Consider the following 19,645-nt stretch of genomic DNA (forward strand, 5'->3'; position numbering starts at 1 on the left):
ATGATGAAGGTTGAGAAAAACAACGTCCAAGATATTTGGCCGCTGCGGCCGCTGCAGCAAGGGATGCTGTTTCATTATTTGCAGGGGGAATCCAAAAGTGAATACATGGAGCACCTTGTCCTTAGCCTGCAGGGGCAAGTCGATAACCGGCTGTTCAATGAGGCCTGGCTCGCTGTCTACCGTGCGAATGACGCATTGCGGTCCGTTTTCAAATGGGAGGGTCTCCGGTCACCTGTGCAGGTGGTGCTTCGGAGCCGTGAACCGTTGCCGGAAATCTATGATTTCACGGGCGGAATTATCCCTGATGAATTTAAGGCCGTCTTTTCCAGTGATGATCAAGAGGCTCTGAAGCAGACGAAGAGCAAAGAAAAACGGATACAGCTAACTGCAGAAATCATTGGCAAACGGAACCGTACGCTGCGTTTCGACCTGACCCGTGAAACCCTAAGAATCGTATTATGTAAGTTCGATGGGGAATGCAGATTGTTCCTTACGTACCATCACATTGTGCTGGATGGCTGGAGTCTCGGCATTGTGCTGGAAGAATGGCTTCATGCCTACCGGGCACTCGCTGAAGATCAGGAAGTGTCCCCTTCGGCAAAGCCGGGAATGAAGGCTTATCTGGCTGCTGTCAAAAGCTCACGCGAACCGGAACGGGAAGCGGTGTATTGGGCCGATTGCCTGCGGGATTATGAAATAAAGCAAACGATACAGCCGTTCTACAAACCGCGGCGCTCGGGATTCAAACAGGTATCCCTGAACATACCGGAAACGGCAGCGGCGGGAATGCGGCTATTTTGCCAAAACAATGGCATCTCGGTAGCCACCTTGATGAATGGTGCGTGGGGCATATTGCTCCAGCGCTTCAAACACGTCGATGATATTGTATTTGGCTCGACGTTATCCGGCAGAGGCGTTAGTCTTACCGGCATCGGGCGTATAGTCGGGCTGTTGATCAATACGGTGCCGCTGCGTCTTTCCAGCCGAAAGAGGGAAAGTGTTCAGGAGTATTTTGCGGGCGTTCATTCAGCAATCGCGGCCAGGCGTCCATATGAAATGGCTGGTCTGTCCGAGATCCGGGAATACGCTGGGATTCAAGGTACAGAGGAGTTATTTGATACCTTACTGGTCATGGAGAACTATCCGCTGGATAAGGTGCTGCTGGAGCAGCCGATGGCAGGCTCCGCACCGGAAGGTCTAACCGGGCAAGCTCCCTTGTCGATCAGCTCCTTTGAAATGGTGGAGCACACTCATTATCCGCTTACTCTGCTCATTCGGGAGAGCAGCGGTTTCGAAATAGACTTCATCTATGATCAGGAACGCTATGAGTATTTTGTGGTAAATCAGATGTCACAGTGTTTTGTGCAACTGCTGCACAATCTTGTCGCGCAGCCAGAGGTACAGGTGTCAGACATTAGGATCGCGGAACCTGACGCACTAAAAATGAACGGACTGCTGTACGCCGCCGAACCCCTGAAGCAGTTCCGTGAACAATCTATTCCGCAGTGGTTCACCACGATGGCACGGAGCCATCCCCAGAACATTGCCATAATTCATGAGCAAGTCAAGTGGACCTATGCTGAGCTTGATCGGATGTCTGACCGGGTAGCCGCTGCACTGATTCGTCTTGGAGCCGGGCCTGAGCAATACATTGGAATCGAGTCTCGGCGGAGCCCGGAGACGATCATGGGACTGCTCGCGATTCTGAAATCCGGGGCGGCTTATGTGCCTCTGCACCCGGATTATCCCGAAGAGCGGATCAGGTTCATGATCGAAGATTCAGGAATGCGGCTTATGCTGTCAGACACAGATAGCCGGCTTTCTTTTATGAATTCCATGAATGTAGATACCCTGTGTTACCAAGATATCCTTGTGAAAGAAGACCCAGCACCGCTGGACAGCTTCCCTTCTCCGCATGATGGCGGACACCGTCTAGCCTGCATTGTTTATACTTCCGGATCTACCGGAAGGCCCAAAGGTGTAATGATCGAGCATAGAGGGATCGTGCGGCTGGTCAAGCATACAGAGTTTGTGAATTTCAGCACCAGCGATGTGATTTTGCCGACATGTCCGTTTGAATTCGATGTCTCCAACTTCGAGATCTGGGGGGCACTGCTGAACGGAGCGTCACTGTACCTGATGGCTCAGGACAAGCTGCTGATGCCTCAGGTATTAAAAGAAACGCTGCTCCAGCAGAAAATAAGCTTGATGTGGATGACTACACCGCTGTTCAATCAATTAGCCAGTGTGGATGCTTCGCTGTTCCGCTCCCTGCGTTATCTGATTATTGGTGGTGATACGTTGTCGCCAACACAGATTAACAAGGTGAGACAGGCCTGCCCGGCTTTGGTACTCGTCAATGGCTATGGTCCTTCCGAGAATTCGGTGCTGTCCACCACATTTGCGATTGAACGGGAATATGAGACCAGAATCCCGATCGGCAGACCTGTCTCGAACTCCACTGCATATATTCTGGACCGGGATCAACAGTTTTTGCCTGTGGGAGCGATTGGTGAACTATGTGTCGGGCTGGAAGGCGTGGCAAGAGGGTATCTGAACAACCCTGAGCTGACCGAAGCCAAGTTTATTCCCGATCCGCTTTATCCAGAGTACAGGATGTACAGAACAGGGGATTTGGCCCGATGGCTTCCCGATGGAAATATTGATTTTCTCGGGAGAGCCGACAATCAGGTGAAGGTTCGGGGATACCGGATTGAGCTGCAAGAAATCGAACATGAATTAAGCCGGCTGCCCGGAATAGAAGACTGTACGGTTATTATTATTCAGTCATCTGACCGGGAGAAGGAGCTGGCTGCATATTTTGTAGCGGGTGACACACTGCAAGCAGGTTCGCTAAGAAAAGCGTTGCTGGAACGGCTGCCATCCTATGCGGTGCCTACACGTTACATGCAGCTTGCTGCGCTGCCGCTGACGATCAACGGAAAAATTGATAAGAAGGCGCTGCGCAACCTGCCGTTCCCTTCCTCAATCATTGGAGGTACACCTGCAAAATCATTGGCCATTATGGAAATCACGGTGCTGGAAGCCTGGAAGGAAGCACTAGGGGTGGAACAGATTGGACTTGATGACCCCTTTTTTGATATCGGCGGGAATTCGCTCCTGACGATCCGTATCAGCGATAAGCTGAATGCCTCCACCGGTATTGAGCTGTCGGTAACCGATTTATTCCGATATCCAACGGTCAGAGAGCTCGCCGCGTACATGGCCGCGAAGCAAACCGAAGGGAGCCCGAAGAACGACACTGATCATGTAGCTGTTACCTCCCAAGAAGAGCAACATCCGATGGAAGGTGCTTCCGCAACAACCAGTGATATTGCTGTCATCGGACTTGCCGGAAGGTTCCCAGGTGCTGCTGATCCGACGAGTTTTTGGCGCAATCTGCGGGAGGGGAAGGAGAGCATTTCGTTCTTTTCCGATGAAGAATTGCGCGCTGCCGGAATTGCCGAGACGCTGCTGCGTGACTCCAGGTATGTGAAGGCCAAGGGGATGCTTGAGGATATCGAATACTTCGATGCGGAATTGTTCCATTACAGTCCGCAAGAGGCCGAACTTATGGACCCGCAGCTTCGCATTCTGCATGAACTTGCCTGGGCGAGCCTGGAGGATGCCGGATACGATCCCATGCGGTACCGGGATGCCATTGGCTTATTTGTGGGCGCAACGGTCCATTTGAACTGGGTAAACCGCCTGTTCGATTCGCTGGAGGACGATACAGAACGCTGGCGGGCAGCAAATCTTAATGTACATTCCTTGAGCATGCCCATCTCTTATAAGCTCAATCTGAAAGGTCCGTCGCTAACCGTTGAAACCGCCTGTTCTTCGTCACTTGTAGCGGTACATCTAGCCTGTAATTCCCTGATGCGAGGAGAATCGGATCTTGCGCTGGCAGGAGGGGTGTCGATCTCAGTACCCAAGAAATCGGGCTACACCTACCAGGATGGCATGATTAAATCGCCGGATGGGCACTGCAAAGCCTTCGATGCAGATGCCAAAGGGACAGTCAGCGGCGACGGTGCGGGTCTTGTGGTGTTAAAAAGGCTGGATCATGCTGTTCGGGATGGCGATCATATCTATGCTGTTATTAAAGGATCTGCGATTAACAACGATGGAACGCGCAAGGCTGGATTCACGGCACCTAGTGTTCAGGGACAACTAGAGGTTGTGACGGCTGCATTGGAAGCCGCAGCCGTCCCTGCGGAATCCATCAGTTACATTGAGACACATGGTACGGGCACCCCACTGGGTGATCCCATCGAGATCGAGGCCTTGTCCGGGTTGTTCCCCGCCTCCAATGGAACTGGAACAGCCATCGGGTCAGTCAAAACCAATATCGGACATCTCGATGCTGCTGCGGGAATTGCCGGATTCATCAAAACAGTGCTGGCACTGCATCACAAGCAGTTGCCTCCCAGCTTGCATTATAAGCAGGCAAATCCAGCCATCGGCTTCGACAAAAGTTCATTGTATGTCAATGCAACGCTTCAGGATTGGCTGCCGCCGGAAGGTTCGCCGCGCCGTGCCGGCGTAAGCTCCTTCGGAATCGGCGGAACCAACGCGCATGTCGTCCTGGAGGAGGCCCCGCTTTCCGTTGCCGCAGATCATGGGAACAGACAGAACCGGAGTGAGGGATCACCCGAATTGTTCCTATTATCCGCTGCGACAGAAGAAGCCTTGCTGCAAAAAACAGAAGACTTGCTCTGTTATCTCAGTTCGGCAGAAGGTCAAGAGCAACAGCTTTCTGATATCGCCTATACGCTGAATACAGGCCGTCAAGAATTGAACTGCCGGGTGGCATGGATTGCCGCGGATGCAGCTGAGCTTGCTGCCGGCCTGCGTGCTTTCCAGAGCGGAACACGCAACATTGCCCGTATCCGGGAGGCTGTGCATGTAGTATTCGCATTCCCGGGCCAGGGAACCCAGCATGCAGGAATGGCACGTTACCTGTATGATACGCAGCCGCTATTCCGGCGTGAAATGGATCGCTGCCTGGAGCTGGCCTCACCGATCATGGCGACCGATTTGCGGTCCATCTGGCTGCCGCAGCAGGGGCCGGACTCGGGAGGGTCAACACTGCCGGCAGCGACTTTGAAGGCTATCGACCAGACCGAAATTGCCCAGCCGCTGCTGTTCATGGTGGAGTATGCGCTGGCCCGGCTTTTGCAGCATTGGGGCATCTCACAGGCGGCTATGATCGGGCATAGCCTCGGTGAATACACGGCGGCCTGCATCGCAGGCGTGTTGACACTGGAGGAGGCTATCCGGCTGGTGATCCGCCGATCCTCGCTAATGCAGCAGATGGAACACGGCGAGATGATTAGCATTGGCCTCGGGCATGAGCGTTTGCTTCCACTGCTGGGCGAATGGCCCGAACTGTCCGTTGCTGCGACCAACAGCCCGGAACTCACAGTGGTCTCGGGACCGCCCGCATCCATTCGTGCCCTGTCAGCCGAGCTGCGGCAAAACGGCCACGAGCCGTTCCGTCTGCAGGTATCGCATGCCTTTCATTCCGCAATGATGGAGCCGATGCTCGGACCCTACAGCAAAGCGCTCCAAGAAATCAAATTGGCGGCTCCGGCAATTCCGTATATCTCCAATGTTATGGGTGAGTTTATCACAGCCGAACAAGCAGTGGACCCTGAATACTATGTGAATCATGTCCGGCAAACCGTCAGGTTCTCGGAAGGTGTGGCAACGCTGGCGGAACAGCTTGAGCCTGTATTTCTGGAAGTCGGCCCGGGCCGGACGCTGGGACAACTGATCCGCCGCAACCCGGGTATCAGCAGTAACAGTAAGATTCTTAGCATAGTACCCAAAGCTTCCGAGGCACAGGCCGCAGGTATTCATCTGCTTCAGGCCTTGGGCGATCTATGGATGAGCGGAGTGGCTATCAACTGGGAGAAAGTATTTGAGAACCGCAAAGGACGGCGGGTTTCCCTGCCGGTATACCCGTTCGAGAAACAATATTACTGGAAATATCAGCAGGGGAAGGCAGAGAATATCCAACCGGACAGCTCGCTTTCCCGCAAACGTCCGGTTTCTGAATGGGCTTATGCCCCGGACTGGAGTGAGCAAGAGGGCCGCTCGGAAGACAAACGTCCTGCCTGCAACGGACAGACGGTGCTGTTGTTCACTGAGCGGAGCCTTCTCGCTGACCAGCTTGCAGGGTTACTGGAGGAGCAAGGGGCCCGCTGGATCAAGGTCTACCCCGAAGGGAGCTTTCAGAGGGAGTCTGCTGCTGAGTACACCCTTGATCCCGGCAACCCGGCCCATTATGCTCAATTGTTTGATGTGCTTGCCGAAGCCGGGACACTGGCGCCCGAACGAATCATTCATCTGTGGAGCCTCGGATTGGAACAAGCCGAAACCTTGGTTCAGGCCCAAGTAGCGTCCGGTCGAAACGGGAAGAATCTTGCCGACATTGAGGTGCTTAACCGCTGCCTGTACAGTGTACTGGAACTGGTTCGTGCGGGCGCTGTGGCCGCGCAAGGGAAGCCGCTGGATCTTACGCTGGTCACAAATCAAATGGAACGGGTCCATTCGAACGACATCGTAGATCCGCTAAAAGCTACCCTGCTTGGAGTAGCCAGCGTTATCCCGCTGGAGTATCCGCATATCCGGGTGCATACGCTGGATCTCGATAAGGAGTCCGCCGCCGCGAATCCCGGACTTCTGCTGACACTGCCTTTCGAAGGATCAGAGGGTAAGGCTTGCCCGTTTCCCACTCGGCAGGCGCTGCGGTCCTCACACCGATATGAGCATGGCTTCATCCGGGTGCCCCTTCCCCGTAGAACCCTTCCGTCCGGCGCTTTGCGCAAGGGAGCGGTGTACCTGATCACTGGCGGCCTTGGCGGAATCGGCCTTGCGCTCGCCGATTATCTGGCTAGTCAATATCAGGCCAAGCTTGTGCTGGTTAGCCGCAAGCCGCATCTAGTACAGGATCGGCTGGAACAGCTATGTGCCAAGGGAGCGCAGGTGCATGTGGAATATGCCGATGTCGCTGACCGAGCTTCGATGGAACGCGTCATTTGCGCAGCGGTGGAGCGCTTCGGCCCGCTGGACGGAGTATTCCATGCCGCAGGAGTGCCGGCTGGAAGCATGATCCACATCGCAACAAGAGAACAAATCGCAGCGGTGCTGCGGCCCAAAATCGCAGGTACCACAGCCTTATATGAGGTGCTTGCAGATATGCAGCAGCAGCCGGAATTTCTCCTGCTGTTCTCTTCGATCAGCGGCACGTTCGGTGCTTTTGGGCAGAGCGGGTACGCAGCGGCTAATGCCTTTATGGACGGATTCGCCCGTGCACATGCCGGGGAATCGTCTGGAATGCGCGTAGTCAGCATGGATTGGGATGCTTGGAAGGAGACGGGGATGGCTATTGAGGCTGTGAACCGATATAACAGCTCCGGCAAGGACAATTTGGATACCCCAGTCTACAAAGAAGGGCGTACGGACCTTCCGCTGCGCATTACCCACCCGCTGCTGACCTCCAAAAGTGAGACGGCAGGGAAGACGCAGACTGTTTATGTGTCCAGATTGTCGGCAGAGCATCATTGGGTACTGGACGGCCACCGGATGCTCGGTTCCTCCATTTTACCGGGAACGGGTTATGTAGAGATTCTGAGGGCATCGTTTGAAGAGTTAACCGGCGATATGGGCCTGAACATTGTAGAACTGTTTTTTGTACAGCCGCTTGTGGTTGAAGAGATGTGTGAGCTAAGAACCGTATGGTCCAAAAATAGCAGCGGCTGGGAATTCACCATGTCCTCCATAGGAGCGGCAGGAGAATGGGTACAACATGCCAAAGGCTGCGCGGAGCGCCTGGAAGAGCAGACTGATCGGACACTCAGCGACACAGAGCTCAATAAGCTCCATAACTGCCTACTGGCAGCAACGGTTCCTGTAGAAGCAGAGCGATCCGAGGAGGGCACGAAGGTACGCATGCAATATGGCCCTCACTGGAACAATATGCGCCGGTTCTTCCGAAACGAGAATGAAGCTGTTGCCGAATTGTCACTGCCAGAGGATCTGGCAAGGGACTCGGCTGATTACGGAGTTCATCCCGCTCTCATGGACCGGGCAACGAGCCTGCTGGGCGGACAAACGGAGGACAGCCGTGCTTATCTGCCTTTTGCGTATAAGAACCTCCGAATTCTCCGGCCGTTTCCTGCTAAACTCTGCACCATTGTGCAAGAGGGGGAACAAAGTGAAGAAGCCCGGACGTATACCTGCCTCATTACTGATCTGGAAGGCAGTGTACTCATGGAGATTGAAGAATATGTCATGAGAAAAGTCCGTGACCAGTCGCTGTCAGACAAGTTGCCTTTGGAACGCGAAGGAACGTTGCCTGCGGTCGGCAATTATCGGCTGGGATTAGCCGTACCAGGTGAACTGAACAGCCTGCATATCCTGTCTGAATACCGGCTGCCTCCGGGACCGGATGAGGTAGAGATAAGAGTGGCGGCTAACGGCCTGAACTTTAAGGAAGTGCTGTATGCACTCGGTGTGCTTAAGCTGCCGGATACCTATGGTTTCAGCTTCGGCCTGGAATGCGCCGGGACGGTAACGAGGGTGGGGGCAGGCGTAACCGGTTGGCTGCCTGGAGATGAAGTGATGGCGATAGCCGGAGCAAGTTTGGGCAAATACGCGCGAGTGCCGGCAAGCTCGGTGGTGCGCAAGCCTTCCCGGATATCGTTTGCTGAAGCGGCAACCCTGCCAATTGCCTTTATGACAGCATACTACGCGCTGATTATCCGTGGACAGCTCTCCTTGGGCGAAAAAGTGCTGATTCATACGGCAACAGGCGGTGTGGGTCTGGCAGCCGTGCAAATCGCCCAATGGGCTGGAGCGGAGATTTATGCAACGGCCGGCACCGAAGAGAAACGAGACTACCTGCGTTCACTGGGTATCTCCCATGTGTACTCCTCTCGGGATCTTGATTTTGCCGACCAAATCCGTGAGTCTGCCGGAACGGTAGATGTGGTTCTGAATTCCCTGACGGGAGAGGCTGTCGAAAAAGGCCTTTCCTTATTGGCCCCGCATGGCAGATTTCTGGAAATGGGCGTAAAGGACATTATGGAGAACAGCAATCTGGGGATGCGGATTTTCGAGAAAGGTATTTCTGTGTCAGCCATCAGCATGGACAGCGGACTGCCAGGCTACACAAGGCTTTTCCGCGAGATTGCCCGGCATGTGGAAGACGGCACTTTTACACCGCTGCCTGTGATCCCCTACCGGTTCGCAGATACGGAAGAGGCTTTCCGGTATATGGCATCGGCCAAGCATATCGGCAAAATCGTCATTACCCAGGAACATGCTGCAGCTCAAAAGCCGGAGACGGTGCAGCTCCAGGGTGGAATGACCAATGCTGAAGGAATGGAAGTGCTTGAGCATATTTTAACCAAAGTCATGAGTGCAGAGTTGTCTCCCGTTCAGTGGCTGTTGTCAACGACCGATCTGAACACCCGGTATTCCTTACTTGAGGCCAACACGCCGGAGGGGATAAGACCTGCTAATAAGCCTCTTCCTGCGGGACGCAAGCGGAAACGGATGGCTAACAGCACCGAATATGCACCACCGCTTACTCAGACGCAGAAGAAGCTGGCAGAACTGTTCATGGACTATCTGGAGCTGGAGGCGATCGGGCTGCATGACAATTTTTTCGAAGCGGGAGCAAGCTCACTTGACCTGATTCAGATTAATGCCCAAATCAATGCTTTGTCTGTCAAAGATACCTCGATTGTCAAAATGTACTCCTACCCGACGATTCATCTGCTGGATGCCTATTTGTTCGCGGACAGGGAAGACCAGACGGAAAAGAGCGAGGTTCTCAAAGATTCCGAAGACCGCAAAAGAAAGGCAAGCCGCTTGAAAACGCTGGAGTCCATCAAGGGAAGAAGGTGACGTGATGAGTGAAGAGACCGCAGAGACCGGACTTGAGATTGCCATCATTGGCATGAGCGGTAAATTTCCGGGCGCGGATAATATCGAGGAGTATTGGAATCTGCTGATGCAGGGTGCATCCTCCGTAACCCAATTCAGCTTCGAAGAGCTTCGGGAACAAGGGATTTCTCCAGAACGTTTGAGCCATCCCGATTACGTCTATGCGAAGCCTTACCTGGGCAACGTATACGATTTTGATGCTTCTTTATTCGGATATGCCCCCTGGGAAGCCGAGAACATGGACCCCCAGATCCGTCTGTTCCACGAAATTGTCTATCATGCGCTAGAGAATTCGGGCTATCACCCCGACCGCTATGACGGCCAAATTGGCATGTATGCCGGAGCCCCGCTCGACCTGAAATGGACGAGTGATCATCTGTCCCGTCACGGAGACGGAGAAGATGTGCTGGAGTCGGGCATCGTGTCGAGCAAGGATTTCTTAAGCCAACTGATCTCCTACAAGCTCAATCTGACGGGACCCAGCTACACCTTGTACACCGCCTGTTCAACCTCACTCGCAGCAGTCCATCTGGCTTGCCAGGGTCTCCTGCTTGGAGACTGCAATCTGGCCGTTGCCGGAGGGGTGACGCTGGAGCAGCCGGGCAAGTCGGGTTATCTCTACCAGGAGGGCACTATTTATTCCAAAAGTGGTGTTTGCCGCCCTTTCGACAGCCGGGCCGATGGCACCATCTTCGGAGAAGGCGCAGGCGCGGTGGTGCTCAAACGCCTCTCGGAAGCTATAGATGACGGCGACCATATCTATGCTGTGATTAAAGGCTCGTCGAGCAACAATGACGGGCGTCGAAAAGTAGGCTTTGCTGCCCCCAGCCTGGAGGGCCAGAAGGAGGTCATCCGCTCGGCCTGGAACCTCGCAGATATTGAACCGGATACCGTCGGTTACATCGAAACCCACGGTACCGGCACCAAAGTCGGTGACCCGATTGAATTTACCGCCTTACAGCAAGTGTTCGGGCAGGAAAGCCAGCACCGGCCCATCGGCTCGGTCAAGGGCAACATCGGACATCTTCATGCCGCAGCCGGGATTGCCGGCTTGATCAAGACCGCTTTGTCTCTGGAACGGGAGATGATTCCGCCGACAGCCAATTATGCTGAACCCAATCCGCTGCTGGAGATGGAGAAGTCGTCCTTTTACCTCAGCCGGGAACCCGTGACGTGGCCTAGAGGGAAGCTGCCGCGCCGCGCAGGCATCAGTTCGTTTGGCGTTGGCGGCACCAATGTCCATCTGGTTCTCGAGGAGCCGCCAATCCGGGCGCGCAGTGAGCCGGCGGAGCTTCCGGCTGTTCTGCTTCTCTCGGCCAAAAGCCCTGCTGCCCTGGAGCGGATGCAAGGCGAATTGGCAGATCATTTGGAGAACAAGTCAAGCAGCGTACCGCTGGCCGATGTTGCGTTCACGCTGCAAATGGGACGGGGGCAATTCAAATACCGGCTAGCCTGTACTGCAGCGCAGACGGAAGAGGCTGTCCGCCTTCTAAGAGGTTCTGAAGGTGTTGGAATGATTCGATCTTCTCAGGAGCGTATCAACCGTCCGGTGGTATTCATGTTCACAGGCCAAGGCTCGCAAGTCATGGGGATGGGCGCAGAGCTGTACCAGCGCCATCTGTCCTATCGCCAGGAAGTGGACCGGCTGTCGGAGCTGCTGCGGCCGAAGCTTGGCCTTGATATCCGCCGCTATATCGGCGTGGCGGAGGCAGAAGCTCTGAATCTTGCCGGCACTTCCTCCGATTCGGAGCTGCACCAGACCTGGCTCGCTCAGCCCGCATTGTTCGTTTTGGAATATGCGCTTGCCCGTGCCTGGATGAAGCTTGGTGTCCGCCCTTCCCACATGGTGGGACACAGCATCGGGGAATATGTTGCGGCAACACTCGCCGGGGTCTTCACCCTTGAGGATGCTCTCGATATTGTTGTGGCCCGCGGACGACTGATGCAGTCCGCCCCTGGTGGGATGATGTTAGCCGCAGCGATTTCTGCATCTGAAGCAGGCCGGTATGTCAGTGCAGACGTATCGCTCGCAGCTATTAACCAGCCGGGGTTATGCGTATTCTCAGGCGACGAAGAAAAGCTGCGCCAGCGACAGGAGGAGTGGAGCCAAGCGGGGATTTTCACGGCAAGGCTGAACACCTCTCACGCGTTCCACTCTGCACGGATGGATGCCATTCTGGAGCCGTTCGGCGAAGTGCTCCGCTCCAAACACCTGAATCCACCCGAGCTGCCGTTCTATTCCTGTCTGACCGGGGAACCTGTCACTAGCGAGATGGCAGTGAATCCCGAGTATTGGACCGCGCAGCTTCGCGGGACGGTGAACTTCTCGGCGATGATCAGCGGCTGTCTAGCCAATGAGGACAATGTCTTCCTTGAAATAGGCCCAGGCCAGACGTTATGCCGTCTGGCAAAAGCTCAGACCGGAAGTGACCGGCTGGTGCTGTCCAGCCTGGGGACCACGGCAGCAACAAGTGAAGCAGTCGTTTTCGTGCAGACCTTGTCCCAGCTATGGCTGGCCGGGGTACCCGTTCAGTGGGAGCAGTTCTATCCGCCGCAGTCCCGCCGGCGGCTGCCCCTGCCTATGTACAGTTTTGACCGGCAGACCTACCTGCCTCGGCCAACGCTTCCAGGGCCGCTCCGGGCGGCAACGGCGGAGCCGGACATTTCCTTTCTCTATCTGCCGGCATGGAAGCAGGAGCCGCTCCCGGACGCACCAAGTAATACCCGTTCGCATCCTCTAACCTGGCTCATTCTGCGGGAAGAAAGCCGGGCAGTCGAGCGATGTAAAAAACGGCTTGTTGAACAGGGAGACCGCTGTATCGAGGTGCTGGCCGCCGCGCAGTATCGACGGCTCGCACCGGATCTGATCGAGCTGAATCCGGTCCTTGCCGGGGATTACCAGCGGCTCGCCGGTGACCTGCGAAGGGACGGCATTGTCATCGACCGCATTCTCCATGCCTGGATGCTGGAAGAGCAGCCGCAGCCCGGAATTCCGTCTGCTACAGAGATGACGGGAGCAGCAGCAGAGCGCGGATACCTGTCGCTCATTCATCTAGTCCCTGCCCTGGATAAGGATCTCTGCGGAGCGCAAGTCCAGCTAACGGTGGCGGCCAGCCGGATCTTTACGATCTTCGGAGCAGGAGGAGGTGAGGCGGAACGACGGGCCATACTTGGGCCGATCCTGACCTTGGGCCAGGAGCAGCCCGGCTGGCAGGGCCGGCTGGTTGACTTCCAGCCTGAGGAGCCCGAAAGACGTCTGACAGACAAGCTTTGGCTGGAGCTCATGTCGCCCCCCGGTACTTCGATAGTAGCCGCTTACCGGGGCGGGACGCGGCTGGTGCAGGCTTTTGAACCATTTACAGCTCCAATTCAACTGGGCGAGCCTGCTAACTTCTCCGAAACAGCGGCAGCAACACCCGGGGAGGTTTATCTGGTTGTCACTCCCGCTGGTGGCGCGGAGTTGATCCGCAGCTTTTTGGCAGCCCGGCCTGGTGTGGAGGTCATAGCATCCGAAGGTCTCGGATCAGATCAGCTTCGCCAGGCCATTGCGGCAGCGGCTGGAATCTGCGGCCGGATTGACGGGGTGGTATACGAACCGGAGCTGCAAGCCTTGGAATGGCGGACACTTGCGGCGTTGTCTGCGGCGGCGAACCCCAAGGTTCCGGCGCCCCGCACCTTCCAGGAACTGAACAAGCTGTTGCAGAGCTGCGGTGCTGAGATCGGTTTTGGCTGGCTATTATCTTCCTTGTCTTCCGTAGTTGGCGGACTGGGCCTCACCGAACTGGCAGCGGCAGCAGGCGTGCTTGATGCCGCTGCGGAAGATGCGGGCAGCGGGAATATCCCCTGGCTGTCGCTGAGCCGGGATTTCATCCGCAGCACGGCAGCCCCGGGTCCGGGCATTACCCGGGAACAGGAATATGCCTTATATGAGCAACTATGGCCAATCCGGGGACAGATCAGCCGGGCTATCATCTCTGCTCAGCCTCCAACATTCCGGTTGAAGATCGCCTCAGAGGGACAGCCACTTCCGGCGGAATCCCATCCCTCCGCCCAGCCTTACGATGCTGCGGGCAGTCGTGAGCGCCCGGCTTATCTTGGGGCATATAAACCTCCAGTGACGGAGCAGGAGGTTATCATCTGTGAGATTATCGCCGAACTGCTTGGAGTACATCCGGTGGGTGTGGACGACCATTTTTACGATTTGGGTGGACATTCGCTGCTGCTGACACGACTCCTGTCACGAATCAAGGATGTGTTTCGCGCCGAACTGCCGCTTCGTACCGTGATGGAGAATCCAACAGTGGAAGGGATGATCCACAGCTTGGTGATCGAGTGGGGAGATGCCGGAACCGTAGCGGACATTGCAGATGCCTACCGGGAATATCAACGGCTGACCTATGAAGGTGTACAGTGAGCAGAAATCAGGACGGAGGAAGAACGATGGAACAGAGGATTGGCGTTGTAGGCTCAGGTGTGATGGGAAGCGGCGTAGCCCAGGTCTTCGCTCAAGGAGGGTACGACACGGTAGTTGTAGATGTATCCGAAGCGCAGATGCGCCGAACCCGGGAGAAGATCCGGGAGAGCCTTCGTTTTCAGAAAATGATGACGGGTGTGGCCCCGCGGGAACGTGCCGAGGTGGTGCTGGACCGCATCCACTTCACCCAGGAGATCGAAGCGCTCGCTGCGTGTTCGTTCGTGGTTGAGAATGTAACCGAGAGCTGGGAAATCAAGCAGGCGGTATACGAACAGCTTAACAAGGTCTGCGCGAAGGATTGTATTCTGGGGGTCAACACGTCGGCGATTTCAATCACCCGAGTTGCTGCATTGGTGGAACGCCCCGAACGGGTTGTCGGGATTCATTTCATGAATCCGGTGCCGCTCAAACCTATGGTTGAGGTCATCAAAGGATACCATACCACCCCGGAGACCCTGCAGATGACGCAGGATATGCTGGGAACCCTCGGCAAGCAAAGTGTAGTCGTTGACGACTCGGTCGGGTTTGTGACGAACCGGGCGATGATGATTTTTGTCAATGAGGCCATCTTCATGGTGCAGGAGCAGGTGGCTTCCTCGGAGGACATTGATATTTTGTTCAAACAGTGTTTCGGGCACAAAATGGGCCCCTTGCAGACAGCCGACCTCATTGGTCTGGACACCATTCTCAAGTCACTTGATGTACTTTACGAAGGCTATAACGACAGTAAATACCGCCCTTGTCCCTTGCTCAAAAAAATGGTCGATGCCGGGCTTCACGGTATGAAATCCGGTCAGGGTTTTTATTCTTACAATTGATTACAGGAGGCTGATCCCTATGAATCATGAGGAAATCAAAGCACAGGTGACTACATTTCTTACCCGCTCGCTGCGTACCAAGGAACTTAAGGAGGACGATAACATCCTGGAGCTGGGCCTTGTGCATTCCCTGTTCATGATCCAGTTGATTATGTTCATCGAGAAGACCTTTCATCTGGAGCTGGAAGAAGAGGATTTGGATATGGACAATATCAAGACAGTCCGCGATCTGGTAGTTCTGATTGAACGCCATCAACCTACGGGAGCTGAAGTCTAATGACTACGCCACTAAAAGCGACCTCCGTCCCTACCGCCCTTGCCATCCGCCAGTTTGTTGACACGCACATCCTGCCGCAGGCCGCCCAGATGGATCAGGAGCAGGAGATTCCGCGCGCATTGTTCACTGAGATGGCAGCCGAAGGACTTACAGGCCTTGCGATTCCAGAAAAATATGGGGGAACTGCCGTCGACTACGCCACACTTGGAGCCATTCATGAGGAGCTGGGCCGCGGATATGCCTCGGTGCAGAATGCCTGTACTGTGTTCGGCATGGTCTGCAAACCGCTGGCGCGGTTTGGGTCGGAAGCCCAGAAGCTTAAATGGCTGCCCGCCATCGCGGCTGGCGGGGTAATTCCGGCGATTGCAATCACCGAACCGATGGTGGGCAGCGATATTGCCAAGCTGGAGACGGAAGCGGTGCAGGAAGATGGCCAAATCATCCTGAATGGCCGCAAAAAGTACATCACGCTCGGGCAAATCGCCGATTTGTTCCTGGTGTTCGCCCGCTTGAACGGGCGCGGGGTCGCTGTACTGGTGGAACGGGGAACTCCCGGTTTGCAGATTGATCCGCTGCGGGGGTTGATGGGGCTTAGGGCCAATATGGTTGCCGAGCTGACTTTCGAGCATTGCTGTGTGCCTGTGGAAAATCTGGTTGGCAAAATCGGCTTCGGCTTCACCCATGTAGCGAACTATGCGCTGGACGAAGGCCGTTACACCACCGCCTGCGGCAGCGTCGGGTTGGCACAGGCCTGTCTGGAGCAGAGCATCCAGTATGCCGGTGAGCGGTTCCAGTTCGGTGAACCCCTGCGCAAGCATCAGCTTGTGCAGAAGATGCTCAGCGAAATGATTACCGAGTCCAAAGCCGCCCGCGAGCTGTGTGCCGCCGCCGGGAGACTGCGGGAGCAAGGTGATCCGGCGGCCATCACAGAGACCTTGGTCGCCAAGTACCATGCTTCCAAAACGGCTGTCCATGCAGCAGATCATGCCCTGCAAATACACGGCGCTTCAGGCTGTATGAGCGGCAATCCGGTAGAACGGTTCTACCGGGATGCCAAGATTATGGAGATTATTGAGGGGACTTCACAGATGCATGAGTTGCAAATAGCACGCACCTTCCGTTTGTGACACTATGCCGCATCTTTGGCAGAAGGGTGAGGATCGGATGAACAATCAAGCAGACCTGGCTTTATTATTCCCTGGATCAGGGGCCCAATATAAAGGAATGATGCGAAGCCTCTATGAATCCTCGCGCAGGGTGCAGGACACCTTGCATGAGGCAGATGACATTCTCGGTTTTGAATTATCCCGGCTGATGATGGAGGGCAGTACGGTCAAGCTGAACCGGATCGGGCATATGCTGCCGGCTATCTGTGCGGCGAGTGTTGCCCATTACCGCCTATACCGGGAGCAAGGCGGACCGCTTCCAGCCTACATGGCGGGACACAGTCTGGGCGAATATTCCGCACTAATTTGCAGCGGTGCCTTGTCCTTCAGGGACGGGCTGATGCTGGTCCGCTTCCGTGCCCGACTGGCGGAAGAGGTTATGGAGGCCACGGGCGGCGCCATGAGTATTATGAAATCGGTTGATCCTGCACAAGTCGCATTGCTGTGCCTGAAACTGCAAGCCGAAGGGCGGGAGGTCAGCATTGCCTGTCAGAACTCCCGCAGCCAGATCGCAGTTTCCGGTCAAGACGCTGCACTGGCAGAGCTGGAGCAGCGGGTAACAGAAGCGTCAGATTATGCACAGATCAGCCACTTGATCGGAAGCGCCCCTTATCATTGTGCTCTAATGCAGCCGAGAGCGGCTGAAATGACGGAGGAACTGCTCAAGTATAACTGGAGCCTTCCGGCATGTCAGCTTCTGTCCAATGTAACCGGACGGCCTTATACATCTATCCAGGAGATGCAGGGGCTGCTGGCGCAGCAGCTATACAAACCGGTGCTGTGGCAGAACTCCATCATGTATCTGCTGGAGAACGGTGTTCAGACATTCATTGAAATGGGTCCGCAAAACATCCTCAAAACACTGATGCCCGAAATTTCTGAGCAGACCCGTGTATATGCCCATGATGAAAAGGTGGACCGGATGACCATTAGAGATCACATAGCCGCTTCTTCAGCCACTCCTGTGCACAGGCACAAGGCTGAGACAAGCCCGCCTGCCGCAGATTTGCGGCTTAAAGCAATAAGCATGTGTCTCACCCATGCCATGACCACCCGGAATAACAACCAGGCTGGTGTTCCGGATATGCCGTCCTTGGAGCTGTATACGCAAGTCAAACGGATGAAGCATGAGCTGGATCAAGGGGAAATAGCACTTGGAGCAGAGCATGTTGCCCTGGCAATATCCATGCTGCAGGCTGTGTTTGAAGATAAGCGTACCCCGGACAGTGAACGGGAGCTTCGATGGCTGCAGATCAAGGAAAAGACCGGTGTGGAGCGGCAAGCAGAGATTACTGCCATTGCAAGGAGGGAACCGGAATGAGTCTGCCTACTGTAGAGAACGAATTGCTGCATACGCTGCGCGGCTTCAACGATACCGCTGCGCCTTATTCACAGGACACCACCATTGTCCAGCAGTTTGAAGCACGCGTGGCGGAGCAGCCGCTCGCACCTGCTGTATACGTGAAGGAGGCAATCTACACTTACGGGGAATTGAACCGTGCGGCGAACCGGCTGGCTCATGCGCTGCGGTCAAGCGGTGCCGGAAACGGGTCGATTGTCGCCTTAATGCTTGAGCGTTCTTTTGACATGCTGGCTGCCATATACGGTGTACTCAAAGCCGGAGCCGCGTATTTGCCGCTGGATCTGGAGAGTCCGCCTATGAGGCTGCAGACCATGCTGTCTGACAGCGCCCCGGGCTGGGTCATTACGGAGGGAGGCGTTTCCCGTCCGTCTGTGCTGCCTGCAACAGTAGAATGGGTCCCGCTAGATAGTCTGGCAGACCGTGATCTGCCCGAGACGAATCTGCCGGACGGACCAGAGCCAGGTGACCTGGCTTATGTAATCTATACTTCCGGTTCCACCGGCAACCCCAAGGGTGTGCTTGTGGAACATGATGCCTTGACCAACCGGATCGAATGGATGCAAAAAACCTTACCCATTACCCACAAAGATATCTTGTTCCAAAAAACAGTGTATACGTTTGATGTCTCGGTCTGGGAACTGGTCTGGTGGTCAACCACAGGTGCTGCGGTCTGTCTTCTGCAGCCTCGCAAAGAGAATGATCCGCGCGTGTTCGTGAGACTGATCGAGAAAACAGGGATCACTGTCATTCATTTTGTTCCCTCCGTATTGCGTTTGTTCCTTGAATATATCGGCAGCGATTTTGCACTGGAACGCTTGCGCAGCCTGCGTTATGTCTTTTGCAGCGGAGAAGCGTTGACCGTCCCGCTGGTCAGTCAGTTCTATCATACCTTCCCACCCGGACAAGAAGTGAAGTTGATCAATCTCTATGGTCCTACGGAAGCGGCGATTGATGTCACCTATCATGTCTGCGAGCGGGATGCTCTGGACCAGCCAGTTCCCATCGGACGCCCCATTGACAACATCCGCTTGTATATTCTGAGGGATGATTTGACTCATGCATCTATTGGAGAGACGGGACAGCTATATATATCAGGAGTGGGGCTGGCACGCGGATATCTGAACCAGCCACAGCTAACGCTGGAGAGATTCGTGCCCAACCCCTATGAACCCGGACAGCGCATGTACCGTACAGGCGATCTCGCCTCATGGACTATGGAGGGGGAGGTCATGTACGCCGGACGGGAGGACGATCAGATCAAACTTCGGGGACTACGCATTGAGCTGGGTGAAGTGGAGAGCTGTTTGCTCCGTGCAGCCCAGGTAAAAGCCGCCGTTGCCGGGGTGCGCATAGGTGATGCCGGGGAACAATTCCTAACCGCCTTTGTGGTTGCGGCTGCAGACGCGGAGCCCATTCCGGAACAGGACAAGCTGCGGGCGCTGCGCGCCGAGCTTGCTTTGTATTTGCCTGCGTATGCGATTCCGACAGAGATCATCTGGATGGATGAAATTCCACTGAAACCAAACGGCAAGGCAGACCGGAGCCTCCTGCTTGCCATCCACGGAGGTAAGGCCGCACAAAGCTAAG

7 protein-coding genes are annotated in these 19,645 nt (G+C 55.3%); all 7 read left to right on the plus strand.

Features of this window, described 5'->3' with window-relative positions; translation table 11 throughout:
• Positions 1-3 precede the first annotated feature (3 nt).
• Genes MHI45_RS01640 through MHI45_RS01670 form a run of 7 tightly spaced genes read left to right on the plus strand, consistent with a single transcriptional unit; the run spans position 4 to position 19,644 of the window.
• Positions 4-9,921, plus strand: a complete 9,918-nt coding sequence (locus MHI45_RS01640) for a non-ribosomal peptide synthetase/type I polyketide synthase (RefSeq protein WP_341118876.1) — start codon at positions 4-6, stop codon at positions 9,919-9,921.
• Positions 9,922-9,925: 4 nt separating this feature from the next.
• Positions 9,926-14,374 (plus strand): type I polyketide synthase, encoded by a 4,449-nt coding sequence (locus tag MHI45_RS01645; protein WP_076110860.1) that lies wholly within the window; start codon positions 9,926-9,928, stop codon positions 14,372-14,374.
• Positions 14,375-14,400: 26 nt separating this feature from the next.
• Positions 14,401-15,252: a 3-hydroxyacyl-CoA dehydrogenase family protein gene (locus tag MHI45_RS01650; protein ID WP_076110859.1), complete on the plus strand. Its 852-nt coding sequence runs from the start codon at positions 14,401-14,403 to the stop codon at positions 15,250-15,252.
• Positions 15,253-15,271: 19 nt separating this feature from the next.
• Positions 15,272-15,529 carry an acyl carrier protein gene (locus MHI45_RS01655; RefSeq protein WP_076110858.1) on the plus strand — a complete coding sequence of 86 codons (258 nt, stop codon included), beginning with the start codon at positions 15,272-15,274 and terminating at the stop codon, positions 15,527-15,529.
• Entirely contained in the window at positions 15,529-16,656 is a 1,128-nt protein-coding gene (locus MHI45_RS01660; protein WP_076110857.1) for an acyl-CoA dehydrogenase family protein, read from the plus strand. Before MHI45_RS01655 ends, MHI45_RS01660 begins: the two co-directional genes overlap by 1 nt.
• Positions 16,657-16,693: 37 nt before the next feature.
• Complete coding sequence (locus MHI45_RS01665; RefSeq protein ID WP_076110856.1) at positions 16,694-18,016, plus strand: ACP S-malonyltransferase; 1,323 nt, start codon at positions 16,694-16,696, stop codon at positions 18,014-18,016.
• Positions 18,013-19,644: a non-ribosomal peptide synthetase gene (locus MHI45_RS01670; protein ID WP_179091749.1), complete on the plus strand. Its 1,632-nt coding sequence runs from the start codon at positions 18,013-18,015 to the stop codon at positions 19,642-19,644. Before MHI45_RS01665 ends, MHI45_RS01670 begins: the two co-directional genes overlap by 4 nt.
• The last annotated feature ends 1 nt before the right edge of the window (position 19,645 follow it).

This window comes from Paenibacillus sp. FSL H3-0321, from assembly GCF_038002865.1.
GTDB lineage: Bacteria > Bacillota > Bacilli > Paenibacillales > Paenibacillaceae > Paenibacillus_AQ.